The sequence below is a fragment of the Aquimarina agarilytica ZC1 genome (genome assembly GCF_000255455.1).
Classification (GTDB): Bacteria; Bacteroidota; Bacteroidia; order Flavobacteriales; family Flavobacteriaceae; genus Aquimarina; species Aquimarina agarilytica.
Genome location: NZ_JH621258.1, coordinates 68,476 through 86,825, shown reverse-complemented (window position 1 = coordinate 86,825; position 18,350 = coordinate 68,476). Strand labels below are relative to the sequence as shown.

The 18,350-nt window shown below is 32.6% G+C and carries 18 protein-coding genes; 12 read left to right on the top strand and 6 right to left on the bottom strand.

The features are described 5' to 3' along the window. The 7 genes from KQA_RS0209115 (at position 1) to KQA_RS0209085 (ending at position 8,591) form a co-directional block, all read left to right on the top strand. Positions 1–1,407 carry a bifunctional UDP-3-O-[3-hydroxymyristoyl] N-acetylglucosamine deacetylase/3-hydroxyacyl-ACP dehydratase gene (locus tag KQA_RS0209115; protein WP_010180321.1) on the top strand — a complete coding sequence of 469 codons (1,407 nt, stop codon included), beginning with the start codon at positions 1–3 and terminating at the stop codon, positions 1,405–1,407. A 77-nt stretch (positions 1,408–1,484) separates the two neighbouring features. Further along, positions 1,485–2,270 carry an acyl-ACP--UDP-N-acetylglucosamine O-acyltransferase gene (gene lpxA / locus KQA_RS0209110; RefSeq protein ID WP_010180319.1) on the top strand — a complete coding sequence of 262 codons (786 nt, stop codon included), beginning with the start codon at positions 1,485–1,487 and terminating at the stop codon, positions 2,268–2,270. A 43-nt stretch (positions 2,271–2,313) separates the two neighbouring features. Continuing rightward, positions 2,314–2,880, top strand: a complete 567-nt coding sequence (gene efp / locus KQA_RS0209105) for an elongation factor P (RefSeq protein ID WP_010180316.1) — start codon at positions 2,314–2,316, stop codon at positions 2,878–2,880. A gap of 126 nt (positions 2,881–3,006) precedes the next feature. After that, positions 3,007–3,942: a UDP-3-O-(3-hydroxymyristoyl)glucosamine N-acyltransferase gene (locus KQA_RS0209100; RefSeq protein ID WP_010180314.1), complete on the top strand. Its 936-nt coding sequence runs from the start codon at positions 3,007–3,009 to the stop codon at positions 3,940–3,942. Continuing rightward, positions 3,939–4,331: a nuclear transport factor 2 family protein gene (locus KQA_RS0209095; protein WP_010180313.1), complete on the top strand. Its 393-nt coding sequence runs from the start codon at positions 3,939–3,941 to the stop codon at positions 4,329–4,331. The genes KQA_RS0209100 and KQA_RS0209095 overlap by 4 nt, the downstream gene beginning before the upstream one ends. 68 nt (positions 4,332–4,399) lie before the next feature. Continuing rightward, positions 4,400–5,272 (top strand): succinate--CoA ligase subunit alpha, encoded by an 873-nt coding sequence (sucD, locus tag KQA_RS0209090; protein WP_010180311.1) that lies wholly within the window; start codon positions 4,400–4,402, stop codon positions 5,270–5,272. 352 nt (positions 5,273–5,624) lie between these two features. Further along, a complete protein-coding gene (locus KQA_RS0209085; RefSeq protein WP_010180308.1) occupies positions 5,625–8,591 on the top strand; it encodes a M16 family metallopeptidase in 2,967 nt (988 codons plus the stop codon). Here KQA_RS0209085 and KQA_RS0209080 read toward each other — a convergent pair. The 4 genes from KQA_RS0209080 to KQA_RS19900 all read right to left on the bottom strand — a co-directional run bounded on the left by KQA_RS0209080 (position 8,588) and on the right by KQA_RS19900 (position 11,048). Continuing rightward, entirely contained in the window at positions 8,588–9,100 is a 513-nt protein-coding gene (locus KQA_RS0209080; protein ID WP_010180307.1) for a hypothetical protein, read from the bottom strand. The two genes, KQA_RS0209085 and KQA_RS0209080, sit on opposite strands and share 4 nt — an antisense overlap. A gap of 78 nt (positions 9,101–9,178) precedes the next feature. Next, positions 9,179–9,559: a RidA family protein gene (locus KQA_RS0209075; RefSeq protein WP_010180305.1), complete on the bottom strand. Its 381-nt coding sequence runs from the start codon at positions 9,557–9,559 to the stop codon at positions 9,179–9,181. 101 nt (positions 9,560–9,660) lie between these two features. Continuing rightward, complete coding sequence (gene pgl / locus KQA_RS0209070) at positions 9,661–10,380, bottom strand: 6-phosphogluconolactonase (RefSeq protein WP_029209535.1); 720 nt, start codon at positions 10,378–10,380, stop codon at positions 9,661–9,663. Between the two features lie 95 nt (positions 10,381–10,475). Continuing rightward, positions 10,476–11,048, bottom strand: a complete 573-nt coding sequence (locus tag KQA_RS19900) for a porin family protein (RefSeq protein ID WP_262482146.1) — start codon at positions 11,046–11,048, stop codon at positions 10,476–10,478. 365 nt (positions 11,049–11,413) lie between these two features. Between KQA_RS19900 and KQA_RS0209060 the strand changes: the two genes are divergently transcribed. Both KQA_RS0209060 and KQA_RS0209055 read left to right on the top strand, forming a co-directional pair. After that, positions 11,414–11,620 carry a hypothetical protein gene (locus KQA_RS0209060; RefSeq protein ID WP_010180300.1) on the top strand — a complete coding sequence of 69 codons (207 nt, stop codon included), beginning with the start codon at positions 11,414–11,416 and terminating at the stop codon, positions 11,618–11,620. A 40-nt stretch (positions 11,621–11,660) separates the two neighbouring features. Continuing rightward, entirely contained in the window at positions 11,661–12,353 is a 693-nt protein-coding gene (locus KQA_RS0209055; protein WP_010180298.1) for a hypothetical protein, read from the top strand. A gap of 213 nt (positions 12,354–12,566) precedes the next feature. On the opposite strand, the gene KQA_RS0209050 is transcribed toward KQA_RS0209055, so the two are convergent. Together KQA_RS0209050 and zwf are read right to left on the bottom strand one after the other, a co-directional pair. Further along, complete coding sequence (locus KQA_RS0209050; RefSeq protein ID WP_010180296.1) at positions 12,567–13,181, bottom strand: outer membrane beta-barrel protein; 615 nt, start codon at positions 13,179–13,181, stop codon at positions 12,567–12,569. Positions 13,182–13,303: 122 nt separating this feature from the next. Continuing rightward, on the bottom strand, positions 13,304–14,827 hold the full coding sequence (gene zwf / locus KQA_RS0209045) for a glucose-6-phosphate dehydrogenase (RefSeq protein ID WP_010180294.1): 1,524 nt from the start codon (positions 14,825–14,827) through the stop codon (positions 13,304–13,306). A gap of 267 nt (positions 14,828–15,094) precedes the next feature. Here zwf and gndA point away from each other — a divergent pair, with 267 nt between their 5' ends. The 3 genes from gndA (at position 15,095) to KQA_RS0209030 (ending at position 18,326) form a co-directional block, all read left to right on the top strand. Further along, complete coding sequence (gene gndA / locus KQA_RS0209040; RefSeq protein ID WP_010180292.1) at positions 15,095–16,510, top strand: NADP-dependent phosphogluconate dehydrogenase; 1,416 nt, start codon at positions 15,095–15,097, stop codon at positions 16,508–16,510. Between the two features lie 168 nt (positions 16,511–16,678). After that, on the top strand, positions 16,679–17,749 hold the full coding sequence (locus tag KQA_RS0209035) for a hypothetical protein (protein WP_010180289.1): 1,071 nt from the start codon (positions 16,679–16,681) through the stop codon (positions 17,747–17,749). Between the two features lie 82 nt (positions 17,750–17,831). Then, entirely contained in the window at positions 17,832–18,326 is a 495-nt protein-coding gene (locus KQA_RS0209030) for a methylated-DNA--[protein]-cysteine S-methyltransferase (RefSeq protein WP_010180287.1), read from the top strand. The last annotated feature ends 24 nt before the right edge of the window (positions 18,327–18,350 follow it).

Sequence of the window (18,350 nt, the reverse complement as noted above, 5' to 3'; positions counted from 1 at the left end):
ATGAGTACTACCGTTGTGAAACAAAAAACAATTCAGAAAGAAATTACACTTAAGGGTGTAGGACTTCATACCGGAAATGAGGTAACTTTAACTTTTAAACCCGCCCCAGCAGATCATGGATATGCTTTTAAAAGGGTAGATTTAGAAGGGGAACCCACTATAAAAGCGAGTGCTCTTTTTGTAACTAATACCCAAAGAGGAACTAATTTTGAAAATAATGGGGTCTCTATAAATACTTCGGAACACGTATTAGCTGCTTGTGTAGGTTTAGGTATTGATAATGTATTAATTGAACTTAATGCACCAGAACCACCAATAATGGATGGCTCGAGTAAATTTTTTGTGGAAGCTTTAGAAAAAGCAGGAATCGAAGAATTAGATGCGGAGATTGATGAATATATTGTAACTGAACCTATTTCATACAAAGATGAAAAAACTGGAAGTGAAATTTTAGTTATTCCTTCCAATGAGTATCAGGTAACTGCCATGGTTGATTTTGATACTAAAGTCTTAGGTACTCAAAATGCAACATTGGATACCATATCAGATTTTAAAGAACATATTGCTGATGCCCGAACATTTAGTTTTTTACATGAATTAGAAATGCTTTTAGAGCATGGATTAATAAAAGGAGGAGACTTAAACAATGCGATTGTATATGTTGATAAAGAGTTGAAACCAGAAACCATGGAACGTCTAAAAGTAGCTTTTGGAAAAGATTCTATTTCGGTGAAACCTAATGGTATTTTAGATAACTTAACATTGCATTACCCTAATGAAGCTGCAAGGCATAAGCTTTTAGATGTAATAGGTGATTTGGCATTAATAGGAACACGTATTAGAGGTAGGGTAATTGCTATTAAGCCGGGGCACTTTGTAAACACGGAGTTTGCTAAAATAATGGCACAAAAAATCAAAAAGGAGCGTCGTAATTATGTGCCTAAATTTGATTTATCTCAAAAGCCTTTAATGGATATTCATCAAATAATGGCCACTTTACCACATAGAGCACCATTTTTATTATTAGATCGTATTATTGAAATGTCTGATAAGCATGTGGTAGGGATGAAGAATGTAACTATGAATGAACCATTTTTTAATGGACATTTCCCCGAAGCACCGGTAATGCCTGGAGTATTACAGGTCGAAGCTATGGCGCAGGCGGGTGGTATTTTAGCATTGAGTACGGTTCCCGATCCCGAAAATTACTTGACTTTCTTTATGAAAATTGATAATGTAAAATTCAAGCAACAGGTAATACCCGGAGATACTTTAATTTTTGATTTAAAATTAATTACACCTATTCGTCGTGGTATTTGTCATATGGCGGCTAAGGCGTATGCAAACAATAAATTGGTATCTGAAGCTGAGTTAATGGCTCAAATCGTAAAAACAAAAAACAAATAGTACCTTTAGTACCAGATTAAGTATAAAACGATTAAAAAATATACCGAAATCGGTAAAAAGTAATCAAATAAACAATTATGAATCAACCACTAGCATACGTTCACCCCGGAGCCAAAATAGCCAAAAATGTGGTTATTGAACCTTTTACAACTATTCATAATGATGTTATTATAGGTGAAGGTACTTGGATAGGTTCAAATGTGACAATAATGGAAGGGGCTCGTATTGGGAAAAATTGTAATATATTTCCTGGAGCAGTAATTTCAGCCATACCCCAAGACAAAAAATTTAATGACGAAGATACAGTTACCATTATTGGTGATAATACCACCCTTAGGGAGTGTGTAACCATTAATAGAGGGACTTCGGACAGAATGAAAACTCAAATTGGGAAAGATTGTTGGATTATGGCTTACAGTCATATAGCTCATGATTGTATAGTTGGTGATCATTGTATTTTTTCAAATAATACTACATTAGCGGGGCATATTACTATAGGTGATTATGTGGTATGTGCTGGAATGGTGGCTATAAATCAATACTGTAGTGTTGGGAGTCATGCTTTTGTAACTGGAGGCTCATTAGTGCGTAAAGATGTACCACCATTTGTAAAAGCGGGTCGTGAACCTTTATCATATGTAGGAATCAATTCAATAGGCTTACGCCGAAGAGGATTTGATGTAGATAAAATCAGAGAAATTCAGAATATATATAGAATTTTATACCAAAAGAATTATAATAATACACAAGCTTCTTCAATTATAGAGGCTGAAATGGAAGCGACTAAGGAGCGTGATGAAATTTTACAGTTTATAAAAAATTCACAACGTGGAATTATGAAGGGCTATTTTCAAAGTAAGTAAGAAAATAAAAAAGTAATAACAACTTTTTAATAAAAAGTATATAATGGCAAGTACAAGTGATATTAGAAATGGATTATGTATTAGATATAACCATGATATTTTTAAAATAATAGAATTTTTACATGTAAAACCAGGAAAAGGTCCTGCTTTTGTGCGTACAAAACTAAAGAGTGTAACCTCTGGTAAAGTGATTGATAATACCTTTTCTGCAGGTCATAAAATTGATGAAGTTCGTGTTGAAACACATAAATTTCAATTTTTATATAATGATGCCGAAGGGTATCATTTGATGAATCAAGAAGATTATTCTCAAATTGCATTACAGGAAACAGCTATTGATCGACCAGATTTATTAAAAGAAGGTGATGTGGTAACTGTAATTATAAATTCAGAAGATAGTATGCCACTGTCTGTTGAAATGCCTCAAACTGTGATCTTAGAAGTAACAGCCACAGAACCAGGAGTAAAAGGGAATACGGCAACTAATGCAACAAAACCAGCAACTGTAGAAACAGGAGCGCAAATAATGGTACCTTTATTTATTAATGAAGGTGACAAAATTAAAATTGAAACTACAAAAGGTACGTATAAAGAGCGTGTAAAAGAATAGTGAGTAATTAACTGGTAATAAGTAGTCAGCACAAAGTACAGAGTTAAAAAACAAGACTATTCACTACTTTAAATAAGAAAGGCTTTCTACTGTTTACTGTGTACTCATTACTATAATACTAAAAAAATGAAGTTTCCTCAACCATATACATTAAAACAAATTGCAGATATATTACAAATTGAATTTGTTGGTGAATCAGACTTTTTAGTCACTGGTTGTAACGAAATTCATAGAGTAGTTGCAGGTGACATTGTTTTTGTTGATCATCCTAAATACTATGATAAAGCTTTAGAGAGTGCAGCAACTACCATATTAATCAATAAAAAAGTAGCTTGTCCTAAGGGGAAAGGCTTATTAATTTCCGAGGATCCTTTTAATGATTTTAATAAGTTAGCTAATTTTTTTAAGCCTTTTGAAAGTGCTTCGCATCAAATTTCACCCACAGCTAAAATAGGTGAAAATGTAATTATTCAACCAGGAGTCTTTATAGGAAATCATGTAAGCATTGGAGCAAATTCAATTATTCATGGAAATGTTTCTATTTATGATAATTGTCATATAGGGCAAAATGTAACTATTCATGCAAATACGGTGTTAGGAGCCGATGCTTTTTATTATAAAAATAGGCCTACAGGTTTTGATAAATTGCTTTCTAGCGGAAGTGTTATTATTGAAGATAATGTTGATTTAGGTGCCTCATGTACCATTGATAGAGGTGTTTCGGATGTTACGCTAATAAAAGAAGGAACCAAAATTGATAATCAAGTGCATATTGGCCATGATACCATTATAGGAAAAAAATGTTTAATTGCATCGCAAGTAGGTATTGCGGGTTGTGTTATTATTGGGAATGAGGTAACTATTTGGGGTCAAGCGGGTATTACAAGTGGAATTAGTATTGGTGATAAAGCTGTAATTTCGGCAAAATCTGGAGTGAGTAAATCGTTAAAAACAGGAGGGCATTATTTTGGTATCCCGGCGGGTGATTTTAGATCAAAATATAAAGAAATTGCCGCTATAAGGCAAATACCTGATATCATTGAAAAAGTTAAGAAGTTATGAGTCCAAAAAAAATTGTACGTACTTTTTATGAAGCGGATTTGATTCACAATGAACAAATTTTGCAAGATTATCTACATCCCGATGTAACATTAAATTGGAATAGTAGTTATGGATTTTCAAAAAAGAATTTTGATGATATTATAAGGATGTTTAAAGGGATGCAAGATGCTTTTGAATTTTCTAAAAATAAGATAACGCACCTATTGGCAGAAAAAAATACAGTTACAGTTAGGCATACTTTTTACGCAAAGGCAATCGAAAGATCAAAAGAACAGGCCATTGCACATTTTATGTGTATTTGGGAGTTTAAGGATGATCAATTGCATACGGGATATATGATCAGTCAACAAGCAGATAGTAGCTTGGAAAATATGGAAACATTTCTGTAAACAAAACTTCACTACTTAGTAATTAATACTTACTTTAGCAAAGCATATTATAAAAAGAAATATATACAATGAGTGTTTTAGTAAATAAAGATTCAAATATAATTGTACAAGGTTTCACAGGTAGCGAGGGTACTTTCCACGCTTCACAAATGATCGAGTACGGAACAAATGTTGTTGGTGGTGTAACTCCGGGTAAAGGAGGACAGACACATTTAGATAGACCTGTTTTTAACACTGTGGCCGAGGCCGTTGAAAAAGTAAAAGCTGATGTATCTTTAATCTTTGTTCCACCAGCATTTGCTGCAGATGCTATTATGGAATCTGCCGATGCAGGAATTAAAGTAATCATTGCTATTACAGAGGGTATTCCAGTTGCCGATATGGTAAAGGCATCAAATTATATAAAAGATAAAGAGTGTAGATTAATTGGTCCTAACTGTCCAGGGGTAATTACTCCAGGTGAAGCAAAAGTAGGTATTATGCCAGGTTTTGTTTTCAAAAAAGGGAAAATAGGTATTGTTTCTAAATCTGGGACATTAACTTATGAGGCTGCTGATCAGGTAGTAAAACAAGGTTTAGGAATCACTACAGCAATTGGTATCGGTGGAGATCCAATTATAGGAACAACTACTAAAGAAGCTGTAGAGCTTTTAATTAATGATCCAGAAACTGAAGCTGTCGTAATGATTGGTGAAATAGGAGGTCAATTGGAAGCTGATGCTGCTAACTGGTATAAAAATTCGGGAAGTAAAAAACCTGTGGTAGGATTTATTGCTGGGGAAACTGCTCCTGCAGGAAGAACTATGGGGCATGCTGGTGCTATTGTTGGCGGATCGGAAGATACGGCAGCAGCAAAAAAAGCTATTATGAGAGCTTGTGGAATTCATGTAGTGGATTCACCAGCTGAAATTGGAAAAAAAGTAGCAGAGGTTATTGGATAGTTCGCTATTAATAATGAGTTGATTATTAGAGTTTAACTCGCTCAATATAAAAAAATCCGCAATTGATAAATTTATCAATTGCGGATTTTTTATTTAGATTTTTTTTGTAAGAAAAATTAGGGAGTAATAATTGACAATAACTACGTATATTGCTAAGTTTAAGCTTAATTATGAGTTAGTATTTTATTTGTGAGTACAGTAAATATAAGGGTTCTTTGCTTTTGGTAGGGAGTTATTATATTTATGTTGAAAACTTTTGATTGTCAATACTATAGTCGGTTTTTTCTGGTTGTTTAGTCTTGATTTATTTTACCTAGTTCGTAAATAGTTGTAACATCTATTAAAAAAGACTATGCAGAAATTTAATATAAAAATTACAAAAAAGATAAATAAAGGTTTTTTGGCGGTAATAATGATAGCCTTTATAATAGGTTGTACGTCAAAAAAAGAACCCATAGTCTATCATTCTGAAAAATCATTTGATATAACTAAGGTTTACAAGTCTTTTGAGAATGATCCAACCGGTTTACGTTTGTATACCTTACATAATGGATTAAAAGTATACTTGTCAAAGAATACTGATGAACCCAAAATTGAAACACTTATAGCCGTAAAAGCAGGTTCCACATATGACCCCGCGGATCAAACAGGTTTAGCTCATTATTTAGAGCATATGCTGTTTAAAGGAACAAGTAAACTAGGTACTGCGGATTGGGAGAAAGAAAAAAAAGAATTAAGAGAAATTTCTCATTTGTATGAGATGCATAAAAACACTTATGATACGGTAAGAAAAAAAATCATTTATAAAAAGATTGATTCTATTTCTGGTATAGCAGCTAACTATGCTATAGCTAATGAATATGATAAAATGATAAGTAGTATTGGAGCAGAGGGTACAAATGCTTTTACTTCCAATGAAATGACGGTATATAAAAACAAAATTCCGGCAAATGAATTAGATAAATGGTTGGCAGTAGAAAAGGAACGTTTTAGTGAATTGGTTTTACGTTTATTTCATACAGAATTAGAAACTGTTTATGAGGAGTTTAATAGGGGGCAGGATAATGATGGGCGTAAACAATTTACAGCTTTGCTCGAAAATTTATTTCCGAAACACCCCTATGGTACACAAACAACTATTGGAACATCGGAGCATTTAAAAAATCCTTCGATGAAAGCGATTCATAACTATTTTGATACTTATTATGTGCCAAATAATATGGCGCTAATCTTGGTTGGTGATTTAGATTTTGATACTACAATTAGAAAAGTAGAAAAAGCCTTTGGAAGTTATGTGTACAAATCAGTGGAGCACCCAGAATTTAACCAAGAGCTACCAATCACAGCACCTGTAGAGGCAACAGTATATGGACCTAATGCAGCATCAGTTTATGTTGGTTTTAGAACGGCAAGTGTGAATGATGATGAAACTATTATGGTTAATTTAATAGATTATTTATTAGCAAATTCAAGTGCGGGTTTAATCGATTTAAATTTAAATAGTCAACAAAAAGTACAGTCGGCAAGTTCATTTACTTCGTTTAAAAAGGATTATGGCATGCATATTCTTTATGGTATGCCTAAAAAAGATCAATCTTTAGCAGAAGTAAAACAGTTGTTATTAGATCAATTAGAATTAATTAAAAAAGGAGCATTTGATGATTGGTTAATTGGAGCTATTATTAATGATTTAACGTTATCGCAAATTCAAAGTTTAGAAAGTTCTAAAGCTGTTGCTTATGATTACATGTATAGTTTTGTGTATAACCAGCCTTGGGAAGATCGTTTACAAAAATTAGATAAATTAAAAAAAATAACAAAACAACAGGTAATTGATTTTGCCAATAAATTTTATAAAGAAAACTACGTAGTAATCAATAAAGTAGTAGGCGAAGATCCTAATCAAGTAAAAGTAGAGAACCCTAAAATCACTCCTGTGAATGTGAACAGAGACCAAGTTTCTGAATTCACTAAAAATTTTAATTTAATGGTTTCGGATTCGTTAGAACCCCAGCAAATTAATTACAAGGAGTTGATTAAAGAAGCTAAAATTTCTAACGGAACAAAATTTTCGTACATAAAAAATAAAACCAATGATTTAGCTTCATTAACTATTACTTTTCCTGTGGGAAGTGATCATAATAAAAAATTACCCATAGCATTTTCATATGCAGATTATTTAGGAACAGCAGCATTGAGTAACGAGGCAGTAAAAAAAGAGTTTTACAAGCTTGGTGTGAAATATAGTTTTGATGTTCAGGAAGATAAAACAAGAATATCAATTTCAGGACTTCAACAGCATATACCAGAAGGCTTAAAATTACTTTTTTCTGTAATAAAAGAGCTAAAACCTGATACACTAGCATATGAAAAATTAATTGATCGCATTGATAAGAGCCGAGCAGATAAGAAAAAGAACAAGTCCGAAATTTTATGGAAAGGGATGATGAGCTTTAGTAAATATGGAGAGCAATCTCGTTTGCGAAATGTGACTCCTATAGTTGATTTAAAAGCACAATCCACTTTTGAGCTGGTTCAGTTAGTGAAAGGTATTTTAGCTTATACACCCGAGTTCTTTTACTATGGAAATAATGTAAATGGAGCGCAAAAAGCAGTGGAAGAAAATTATCCACGAAAAACTTTTAAGGAGGTAACCGAAGAGAAAGCTAAATTTATTGAGAAAGATAATGTGGGGAATGTATATTTTGTGAATTATGATATGGTACAAGCCGAACTGTTGCTAGTTTCCAAATCAATTAATTATGACTCTAAATTAACAGCTGGTACATTATTGTTTAATTCTTATTTTGGTAGTGGATTATCCTCTATAGTTTTTCAGGAGTTACGTGAGTCAAAATCCTTAGCCTATGCTGCAATGAGTAGTTATGCGACAGCACGTGAAAAGGAAAAGCCTAATTATTTATATGCTTATATGGGGACTCAAGCCAATAAATTACCCGAAGCGATTAGTGCCATGAAAGCCCTATTGAATGAAATGCCGTTAAATGAAGCGCAATTTCAATCGGCTAAAGAATCGGTATTAAAGACAATAGCAGCCAGTAGAATCAATAAATCTGGAATTTATTGGAACTATAAGCGTTTACAAAAATTAGGTATTGACTATGATAATAGGGTGGAAGTATATAAAGCAGTAAATGATTTTAATCTGCAAGATCTAAATCAATTTTTTGAGTCTCATATTAAAGGAAAATCTTTTGATATGATGGTAATTGGAAACAAAAAAGATATTGACTTAAACCTACTAAAAAAGTATGGACCAGTTAAGGAATTAGAGGTGGATTATTTATTTAATTTCTAAAGTTTACGAGTAGGAGGAACTTCTTTAACGGGAGTTTCCTCTTCTTGATCTGGAGTAGTAGGACTACCTCCAAAAATCATTTCAGTACTTGAAAATGTAGTACCAAAGTTTACAGCAGCATTAACTACTTGTTCAATAGCGCTTACCACTTCATTTTCACTTAATTCTTTTAAAGGGTGAATAAATACCGCCCATATTATTCCTTTTGAGTTGGCATATTTAACATCAAGTGCAGAATGAAAGTTAGCGGTCAATGTATCTATTAAAAGTTCTTTACTTAAAGAATCAGTTTGTGTAATTGGTGATATGATTCGCATTCTATTATGTGTTTCATCGGTAATACATAATAGTTGTCTGTCTCTGTGTATGATTTCCCAATATCCAGAATATCCATTAACACTATCTGTAACTTTAGTAAGCAATTGCTCTAATGCATCATTATCCATTTTTTGAGAAAAACTACAATGACTTAGTAAGACAAAAAAAAGTATAGTTATTTTAGTAGGCATAATAGTAGGAGTTAAAACAGTTTGTAGGTAGATTCTAGAGGTTACTAATAATTATATGAATAGCCGAAAGAATTAGGCTTACCTTACAGCTATTGCAGAAATTTCAACATTTACCCCTTTTGGTAAGCTGTTTACCGCTACAGTTTCTCTAGCAGGAGCAGCATCATTTGAAAAATAATCGGCATAAATCTCATTAACCGTAGCAAAATACTCCATGTTTGTTAAAAAAATACTTGTTTTAACTATATTTTCAAATGTAAAACCAGCTTCTGTTAATATAGCTTTTAAATTTTCAAGTACTTGTTTTGTTTCTAGGGTAATGGCATCGGTAATTAAATTTCCAGTAGTGGGATCAATGGCAATTTGGCCAGAAATATATAGGGTGTCATTTGTTAAAATAGCCTGGTTATATGGACCTATAGGTGCTGGAGCGTTTTGGGTATTTATAATTTGTTTCATAATCTTTTATATACAGTGTATTACTATTACTAGATTTTAATTCAAGATACAAAAAAAGCTGCCTAAGCAGCTTTTTGAAAATAGTAAATCTATTTTATTATTTATAAATCAAGGCCTTTAGCAGCGGCTTCGTCTAAAAACCAAGTTAGTTTTTCAGTATAAGGGGCAACTAAAGCAGCAGGAAGTTTTTCAAAACCATCATCTTCATTAATAATCGTTTTTACTTTGTCTTCTTTAGATGCTCCTGTAACTAAAAAGGCAACTTCCTTGGCATTATTAATAATGTTACCTGTAATAGTTACCCGTTTTTGACCAGAATCTGGATGCAAAGCCACTTCACAGGTATTTTCACTGTCCCACAATGCTATATTATATGGGAAAATAGAAGCCGTATGTCCGTCATCACCCATACCTAGTATTACTAGATCAAATAGTGGCCCATCCTCATCACTTGGAATTTGTTCTTCAATTAATTTTCCATAGCGTATAGCTTCTTCTTCAGGATTATTTTCACCAAGTACGCGATGAATATTTTCTTCAGGGAAATTAATTTTTGAAAGCAAATGATCAACCGTCATTTTGTAGTTGCTTTCGGAATCTGTAGGAGGAACACAACGTTCATCTCCCCAATACAAGTGTAACTTACTCCAGTCTATACTTTCTTTATAGTTCTCTGCCATATAATCAAAAATGGCTTTAGGGGTACTACCGCCAGAGAGGGCAACATGTATCGGTTTATTGGTAGTTGCTAATAGTTCTTTTAAATATTCAGAAAAAGCTTTAGCTACTTCGTTTTTATCGGGGTATACTTTTAGTTTCATAAAAAATGCAGTTAAATGAAATGTGTCATTTAACTGCAAAATAATATAATTTTCTTAAAAAAGAATTTCTTTATTAAGAATAGTAAATTCTTACATTAGAATTTATAGCCTAAAGAAATAGATATAACACTATTTTTTTGACTAAAGTCATCATCACCTTCAAAATCATTAACACTAGTAAGTCCTAAGTTATAACGTGCATCAAAGAAAATTCCAGAGGCTAATTGGTAACCAGCTCCAAAGTTTAAACCAAAATCAATTGAGCTTATTTCATCTTTAACATCAACTTCTACATCCTGAGCTTCTACGTCCGCAGTAACAAGAATTCCAATTTGTGGACCTGCTTGTAAACTGAATCCTTCGGCTACGTAATATTTGGCCATTAAAGGAATGTTAATATAATTTAGTTTTAGAGTCACATCAGTACCTTCAGAATCATCTTTGACACCTTGAGTTGAAAATAATAATTCTGGTTGAACAGCAAACTTTTCAGTAACAGGTATTTCGACTACAGCTCCAAAGTTAAATCCAATTTTTGCATCATTAGTTTCATCTGCATCACCTACTAAATTGGCAATGTTTAAACCAGCTTTTGCACCAAAGCGAATAGATTCTTCTTGAGCAGTTCCAAAATTAAATGCTGCAAGAGCTAGTAATGGAAGTAAAATTTTTTCATAATAAATGGGTTTGTTTTTTTACTGAAATATCAGTTTGTTAAATTTTAAGCGAATATATTATTTTTATTGTAAGGTTGTAGGTGAAAATAGTGAATGTTTAGTTTTTGTAAGTAAATAATGCATTTAATCTTGTGAAATAGTGTTATGGACTTTTTTGATCTATCAGAAAGATGTTTTTGTAGTGTTGATTATTTTAATAATTTTCTTTTTAGAACCCTAATGGTATAATATAATAAGCCTGTTATGAAGGAGAATTAATTTGAAGTTGTTTGAGGATATTTAAAAAATAAAAACACTCTAAGTAATTGAAAATCAAAAATAATGATTAATTTGTAATTAATTATTTTACTTTTATTATGAAAAAATACATTGTCAGTTTGAGTATTTTAGCAATAACATTAATTGCTTGTACCGATAAGAAGAAAACATCTTCAAAAGAATTACCTAATGAAACTAAAGTCGAATTAAAAAAAGTAGAAAAGTCATTAGATGATATTTCGAATGAAGTAAAAACGAAATCTAAAGAATTAGATGATGCCCTAGATGCATTGGATAATATTTAAAAACCTACCGTATTCTTAAGTCAATACAAATTTGAAAATTATGAAACATATTATAGTATTGATGGGCCTTATGATGGGCTTGTCGACAGGAACTTATGCACAAGGAAAATCAGCAGAAGCAAAACTTAAAAAAGAACAAAAAGCCTTAGAGAGAGAAGCTAGAAAAACTGACAAAGAATTTCAAAAAGGAAAAGATAAAGGAGAAGATATAGAAAAAATTAAGGACAAAGGAAAAGAGAAAAAAGATAAAGCTCAAAAAAAAGCAAATAAGGCATTAAAGAAAGCTGAAAAAGTAAAGGAAGAGAACAAAGATGATTATGAGGATGAAATAGAGGGAATGAAGGGGAAAAAGGAAAAGAAAGAAAAAGAACTCAAAGAAAAGATAGAGAAAAAACAAGGATATTCTAAAGAAAGTGGTGTAACAGGAAGGGAATTCGGTAAACAACGCGCAGCAGCAGCTAGAAATAAAGTAAAAAAAGAAAAAGTTGAGCTAAAAGAAGAAGAAGGACATATAGCTAGAGGAAAAGAAAAAATTAAAGCTGCTAAAGAGCGTCTAGAAAAACTAAAAGAACAAAAAGGAAAAGACATTCCATCAACTGAAGAGATTTCAAAAAAAGAAGAAGCTATTAAAAAAGCGGAAGAAAAGCTTAATGAGTTAGATAATACAATCAAAAGAGGTAAAGAACAACTAAAGAAAAATGAGGAAAAATTAAAGGATATCGTTATAGAATAGGTTTTTGACACTATCCTGTAAAATGTGTAAGTTTAAAATATAGAGGGTTTGACTTTTTTAAAGTTGAACCCTTTGTTGGTAGGATACTACCTATTAAAATTGCCCTTCTTGATAGTATTTTCTATCCTGAAGGGCAATTTGGACACTTTAATAAAAATTATCTTGATTTTATGTTAATATACCTATCTGGAGTTTGAATTTTTTTTGTAGTGATTAAAAATAGAAGTTAAACCCGATTAGTGAATCAATACCCGTACTTACTAATTCGAATTTTCGAATAGGGTTAACAAAGCTAAAACTATTTTGATCTTGCAACTCGGTATCATCTTGTCTGTTAAAATAATTAAGTTTTACGTCAATTGAAATGGATTTCGATATAAAAAAGGCTACACCGGCCCCTAAATTAAATATAGTTGAATTGATATTTATTACATTGGAATCACTTTCAAAACTAGTGCCTCTCCAACCGAAAGTATAACTGCTACTAAGTAAAGGTTTTATTCTTCCTTTTAATAAATAATAAGTAATTTCGGGACCTAAATTAAACGTGTAGGTATTAAAAGCATCAGTTGAATTTTCAAATTTTCTATTGGTACCAAGGAAAGATAAACTCAGACCAGCGCTTAGATTATTAAAAACAAAATAAGAGGCACCGATTTCAAAACCCAAATCTAAATCTTTACTTGTTCGTTCACCGCTCAATTTTGTTGAAACAAAAGAAGCATCAAGATTGCTATTTGCGCCGATTCGAAACTTCCCTTTCTCGGTTTGCGCTGTAATTTGTACTATTGAAATAATTGTTAAGCCTAGTAGTAATAATTTTTTCATCTAAATATAGTTTTGTGTTTTAAGCTTCTTTAGAAGAAATTATTACAAAAACTTACAAAAAAAAACTCCAAATTTTATTTTGGAGTTTTTGAACTAAAGTTTTATGAATGAATGTACTATTGTTACAATTCGCAATAATCTTCGCTATCGGTTAAATTAGGCCCAGGATTTCTAAATCCATTTCCTCCAACATTTCCATTAAATAATTGATCGGCTAGTTTAGGCCCCCAGGTACCCGCAGGATACCCATGCATTTTATCGTCATTATTTTCCCAACGTTTAAGTATTGGGTCAACAAAAGCCCAAGCCGCTTCAACTTCATCGGCACGCGCATAAAGTGTAGCATCTCCTTGCATGGCATCTAATAATAAACGTTCGTAAGCTTCCATTACATAGGTGTCTACTAAATCAGTATAATGGAAATCAAGGTTAGCAGTTTCAACTTTAAAACCTTGACCTGGTACTTTAACACCAAATTTCATTAATATGCCCTCGTCGGGCTGAATACGAATAATTAAACGATTGTCAGAATTTGTTCCTTCAAACAAACGGTGATGACTTGGTTTAAAATGAATGACTACTTCTGTTACTTTCGTTGGCATGCATTTAGCTGTACGCACATAAAAAGGAACATCTTTCCAACGCCAATTGTCAATATAAAATTTAAGAGCTGCATAAGTTTCCGTCATGGAATTCGGATTCACACCTTCTTCCTCTCGGTAGCCTTTTACTTTTTTTCCATTTATGGTGGAAGCTAAATACTGCCCACGAGTAGTATTATCATAAAAAGTAGCTTCATTTAAATGCCTGATGGATTGTAAAGCTTTTACTTTTTCGTTTCTAATGGATTCGGGTTGCGAATCAATAGGCGGCTCCATAGCAACTAAAGAAACAATTTGCATTAAGTGGTTTTGAAACATATCACGTAATGCTCCCGATTTGTCATAATAGCCACCTCGGTTACCCACACCTACACTTTCCGCATTGGTAATTTCGATATGGTTAATGTAATTTCGATTCCATAGTGGTTCAAAAATACTATTCGCAAAACGAGTGACTAATAGATTTTGAACGGTCTCTTTACCTAAATAATGATCAATACGATAAATTTGACTCTCATTAAAGTATTTCTGTAGGCCTTTATTTAAGTTTTGAGCAGTTTCTAAACTATATCCGAAAGGTTTTTCAACAATGATACGTTTCCAACCCTCATCTTCGTTAGTTAGCCCTTGCTCTTTTAAATTTTTGGCAATAAGTTCATAAATTCCAGGAGGCGTGGATAGGTAAAAAATGACATTATTATCAAGTTTTAAATCAGTATTAAGTGTTTTGATACGTTTACTTAATCCATTAAATGGTGTTTCGTATGAATCCCCTAAATCTTCATAAAATAGTTTATCAGCAAATGTTTTGATAAAATCTTTTGCTTCTCCAGAAATGGAGTCGGCTAAAAATTGACTTTCCGTAACTACTTTATTTCTAAATTCCTCATCAGTTAAATTACTTCGACTGGTTCCAAGTACAGCAAAGTTTTCGGCAAGGTGCCCACCTTTATATAAATTGTAAATGGCAGGAATTAATTTTCGTACACACAGGTCACCTGAAGCTCCAAAAATAACAAGTAACTGATTATCTCCTTTTTTCATATGAGTTTTATAATTTGTAATTACTTAGAGTACTTAAGTAATTTAAAATAATTTTTACATTAAATAACTGCAAAAAGAAACAACATTTTGGCTATTTTTGCGCATCTTTTGTCAGTAAAGGCAGTGAATTCTTTTGATTTAAAAAAGAATTACATTGCGTCGCGAAGATACTAGATAATTCAAGACTTAGCTACGTATTTTGACAAAGAAATTAAGTTTTAAAGATAACAGCAGTAATGTTGTAAAAAAATTAAATAGTTGTAAAAGATGAGTACAAAAAAGTATGATTTCGGATTGATTGGTTTAGGTGTCATGGGGCGCAATTTTATTTTAAACGTTGCTGATAATGGCTTTACTGCTTATGGTTTAGACCTTAGCGAAGCACAAGTAGCAGCTTTAAAAGAAGAAGGTGGTGATACCAATAAGGTAGATGCTACTACATCAACTCAAGAGTTTGTTGCTAACTTGAGTACTCCTCGTAAAATAATGATGTTGGTACCTGCGGGTAAGCCAGTAGATATGGTTATTGAAAGTTTGTTGCCTTTTATAGAAGAAGGTGATTTGTTAATTGATGGAGGAAATTCATTTTACACAGATACCGATAGGAGAGAGGCTTACCTTACCGAAAAAGGAATTCACTTTTTAGGTGTAGGCGTGTCTGGAGGAGCTAAAGGAGCGCGAAGAGGACCTAGTATTATGCCAGGTGGATCGGAACCCTCATACAAATACATTAAGCCAATTTTTGATGCCGTATCGGCAAAAGCATCTGATGGGGCACCATGTGTGGCATACCTTGGACCAAAATCAGCTGGAAATTATGTAAAAATGGTGCATAATGGTATTGAGTATGGAATGATGCAGTTGACTTCAGAAATTTATGATTTGTTGCGTAAGTCAGCCAAGTTTACTAACGATGAATTACACCAAATTTTTGCAAAGTGGAATCAAGGACGTTTACAGTCTTTTTTAGTACAAATTACATCTGAAATATTTTTACAGGAAGACGAATTAACAGATCAGCGTATTGTTGATTTAATTTTAGATAAAGCAAAACAAAAAGGAACAGGAAAATGGACATCGCAAAATGCGATGGACTTAGGAATCCCAGTACCAACTATTGATATTGCAGTAAGTATGCGCGAAATTTCTGCGTTGAAAGATGAGCGTATAAAAGCCGATGCACTTTATGGAAGACCTGAAGTAGAAGAAATAGAAAAAGAAAAACTAGTGGAATTGGCTGAGCAATCATTGTATTTTGCATTTATAACAGCTTATGCACAAGGATTACACCAGTTAACGGATGCTTCAAAAGAGTATGGTTATAACTTAGATTTAAGTTTAATTGCACAAATTTGGAGAGCAGGTTGTATTATTAGAGCAGCATTATTGGAAGATATTACTGTCGCTTTTAAAGAAGATAAAAACTTACCTAATTTATTATTGGCACCAACTTTTGTGGAGCGTGTACAAAATGCTGTTCCAGCAGTACGTGAGGTAGTTGCTTTTGCGGCTAAAAATGGTATTCCTGTACCAGGTTTATCAAACTCATTAACTTATTTTGATGCGTATACAAGTAGTAAGTTACCATTAAATTTAATACAAGCACAACGTGACCATTTTGGATCACATACTTATGAGCGTACTGATCGCGAAGGTATTTTTCATACGGAGTGGGGAGCTTAATACTAAGTTTTAAAATTTATAACAAAAGGCTATTTTATTTAATAAATAGCCTTTTGTCGTTAAAAAAAGTCTTTTTATCTTATTTTTAGTTAATTTTTATGAAATCTAATTTTATATATCTTGATAAAGAACCTACCTTTACTATAATCAATCAAAAAAATAAAAATCATGAATTTAGGATTTAATTTAAAATCAATAGCATCATTAGCATTTGCTTCGGCATTATTATTTAGTTGTAGTAGTGATGATACAGCTGTGTTTGATACTCCTACTGATCCAGAGGAGATTCCAACCAATGATGCGACTATTCGTTTTATTGAAGGAGGAACGGATAATAAATCAACTGCAGATATTACAGGTGAAGCAGGAGGAACTGTTAAAGGTAGAGTTATTTTTGAAACTACTGGGACTCAACGTAGATTATATGTGACTCAAACTTTACCAGGTGGAGCAGAAATGCCTTTTTTATTGCCATTGGATAAAAAAGCAACTCGTAGGGCGACAAAAGCAGATGGATCGATTGATTTAGATGCAGAAAATAAAAAAGCATTAGATTTTACCTTAGATTTAGATGTACCATCTGAAATGAGTGATGGAAAAATAATCTATAACTTTTGGACGACAACTGGAAAAGGAGATTTTAGAAACCCTGATAAAAGAAAATCTCAGGGAGTTGGAACGATTACTGTGTCAATTGGAACAGGAGTTAATCCAGCAGCTAAAGTTTTAGAATTTAATGGGGTTAAATTGTTTGCGCCTGATTCTGAAGGGAAAACAGAAACATTCTTTTCATTATTAAATGGAAATGCAAATAGAATTGATCAAGGTCCTGAATTCAGAGCGTTCTGGGATTTCGGTTATTATTATGGAGCTTCAGGAGTTTCCAAAGATCAAGAAGCAAGTTTAGTATCAGTAAAAGATTTTGACGAAACTTTTGGTTTTCCTGTAAAAGGTTTGAAGCCAGGTGCAAATGAAGAAGATGCTGCTAATGAGACTCTTAATCAGACTTATTTTTCTTTATCAACAAAAACTACAGTAGATTTTGATGATACAGATATGGCGGGGCAATTAGAAAGTATTATTAAATCAGCTTCAACAAATATAACTAACCTAACAGTAGGAGATGTCGTTGAATTTGTTGATCAATATGGTAAAAAGGGATTAATTAAAGTAAATGACATTGAACCAGGATTTGCGAATGATGATTTTATTTTGATAGATATCAAAGTACAGCCATAGTTGTAAAACAATAATTGTCATAAAAAACTAAAAGCGATCCAAACGGGTCGCTTTTTTTATAGAAAAAGAGTATTTTTAGTTCATGTCAAATTCAATAGCATTACACTATTTTAAAACTCCTTATGGCGAGTTAGTATTAGGATCATTTAAGAAGCAGTTATGTTTGTGTGATTGGCGCTATCGGAAACAAAGAGCAGCTGTTGATGCTCGAATCAAAAAAGGTTTGGATGCCGATTTTACAGCGGAAACATCAGTTGTAATTGAGGAAACCAAAAAACAGCTTTTAAATTATTTTAATAAAATGCAATCTACATTTGATATTCCTTTATTATTTATTGGAACCGATTTTCAGAAAACAGTTTGGGAGGCACTTATTCAAATTCCTTATGGAAAAACATCGTCCTACCTTGAGTTATCAAATCAATTGAATAATCCTAAAGCGATAAGAGCTATTGCATCGGCCAATGGAGCAAATGCCCTTTCTATCATTGTACCTTGTCACCGTATCATAGGGAGTAATGGTGATTTAGTAGGCTATGCAGGCGGATTACCAACCAAAAAAAACTCCTTCAGTTAGAAGGAGCTTTACAAACAAATCAAT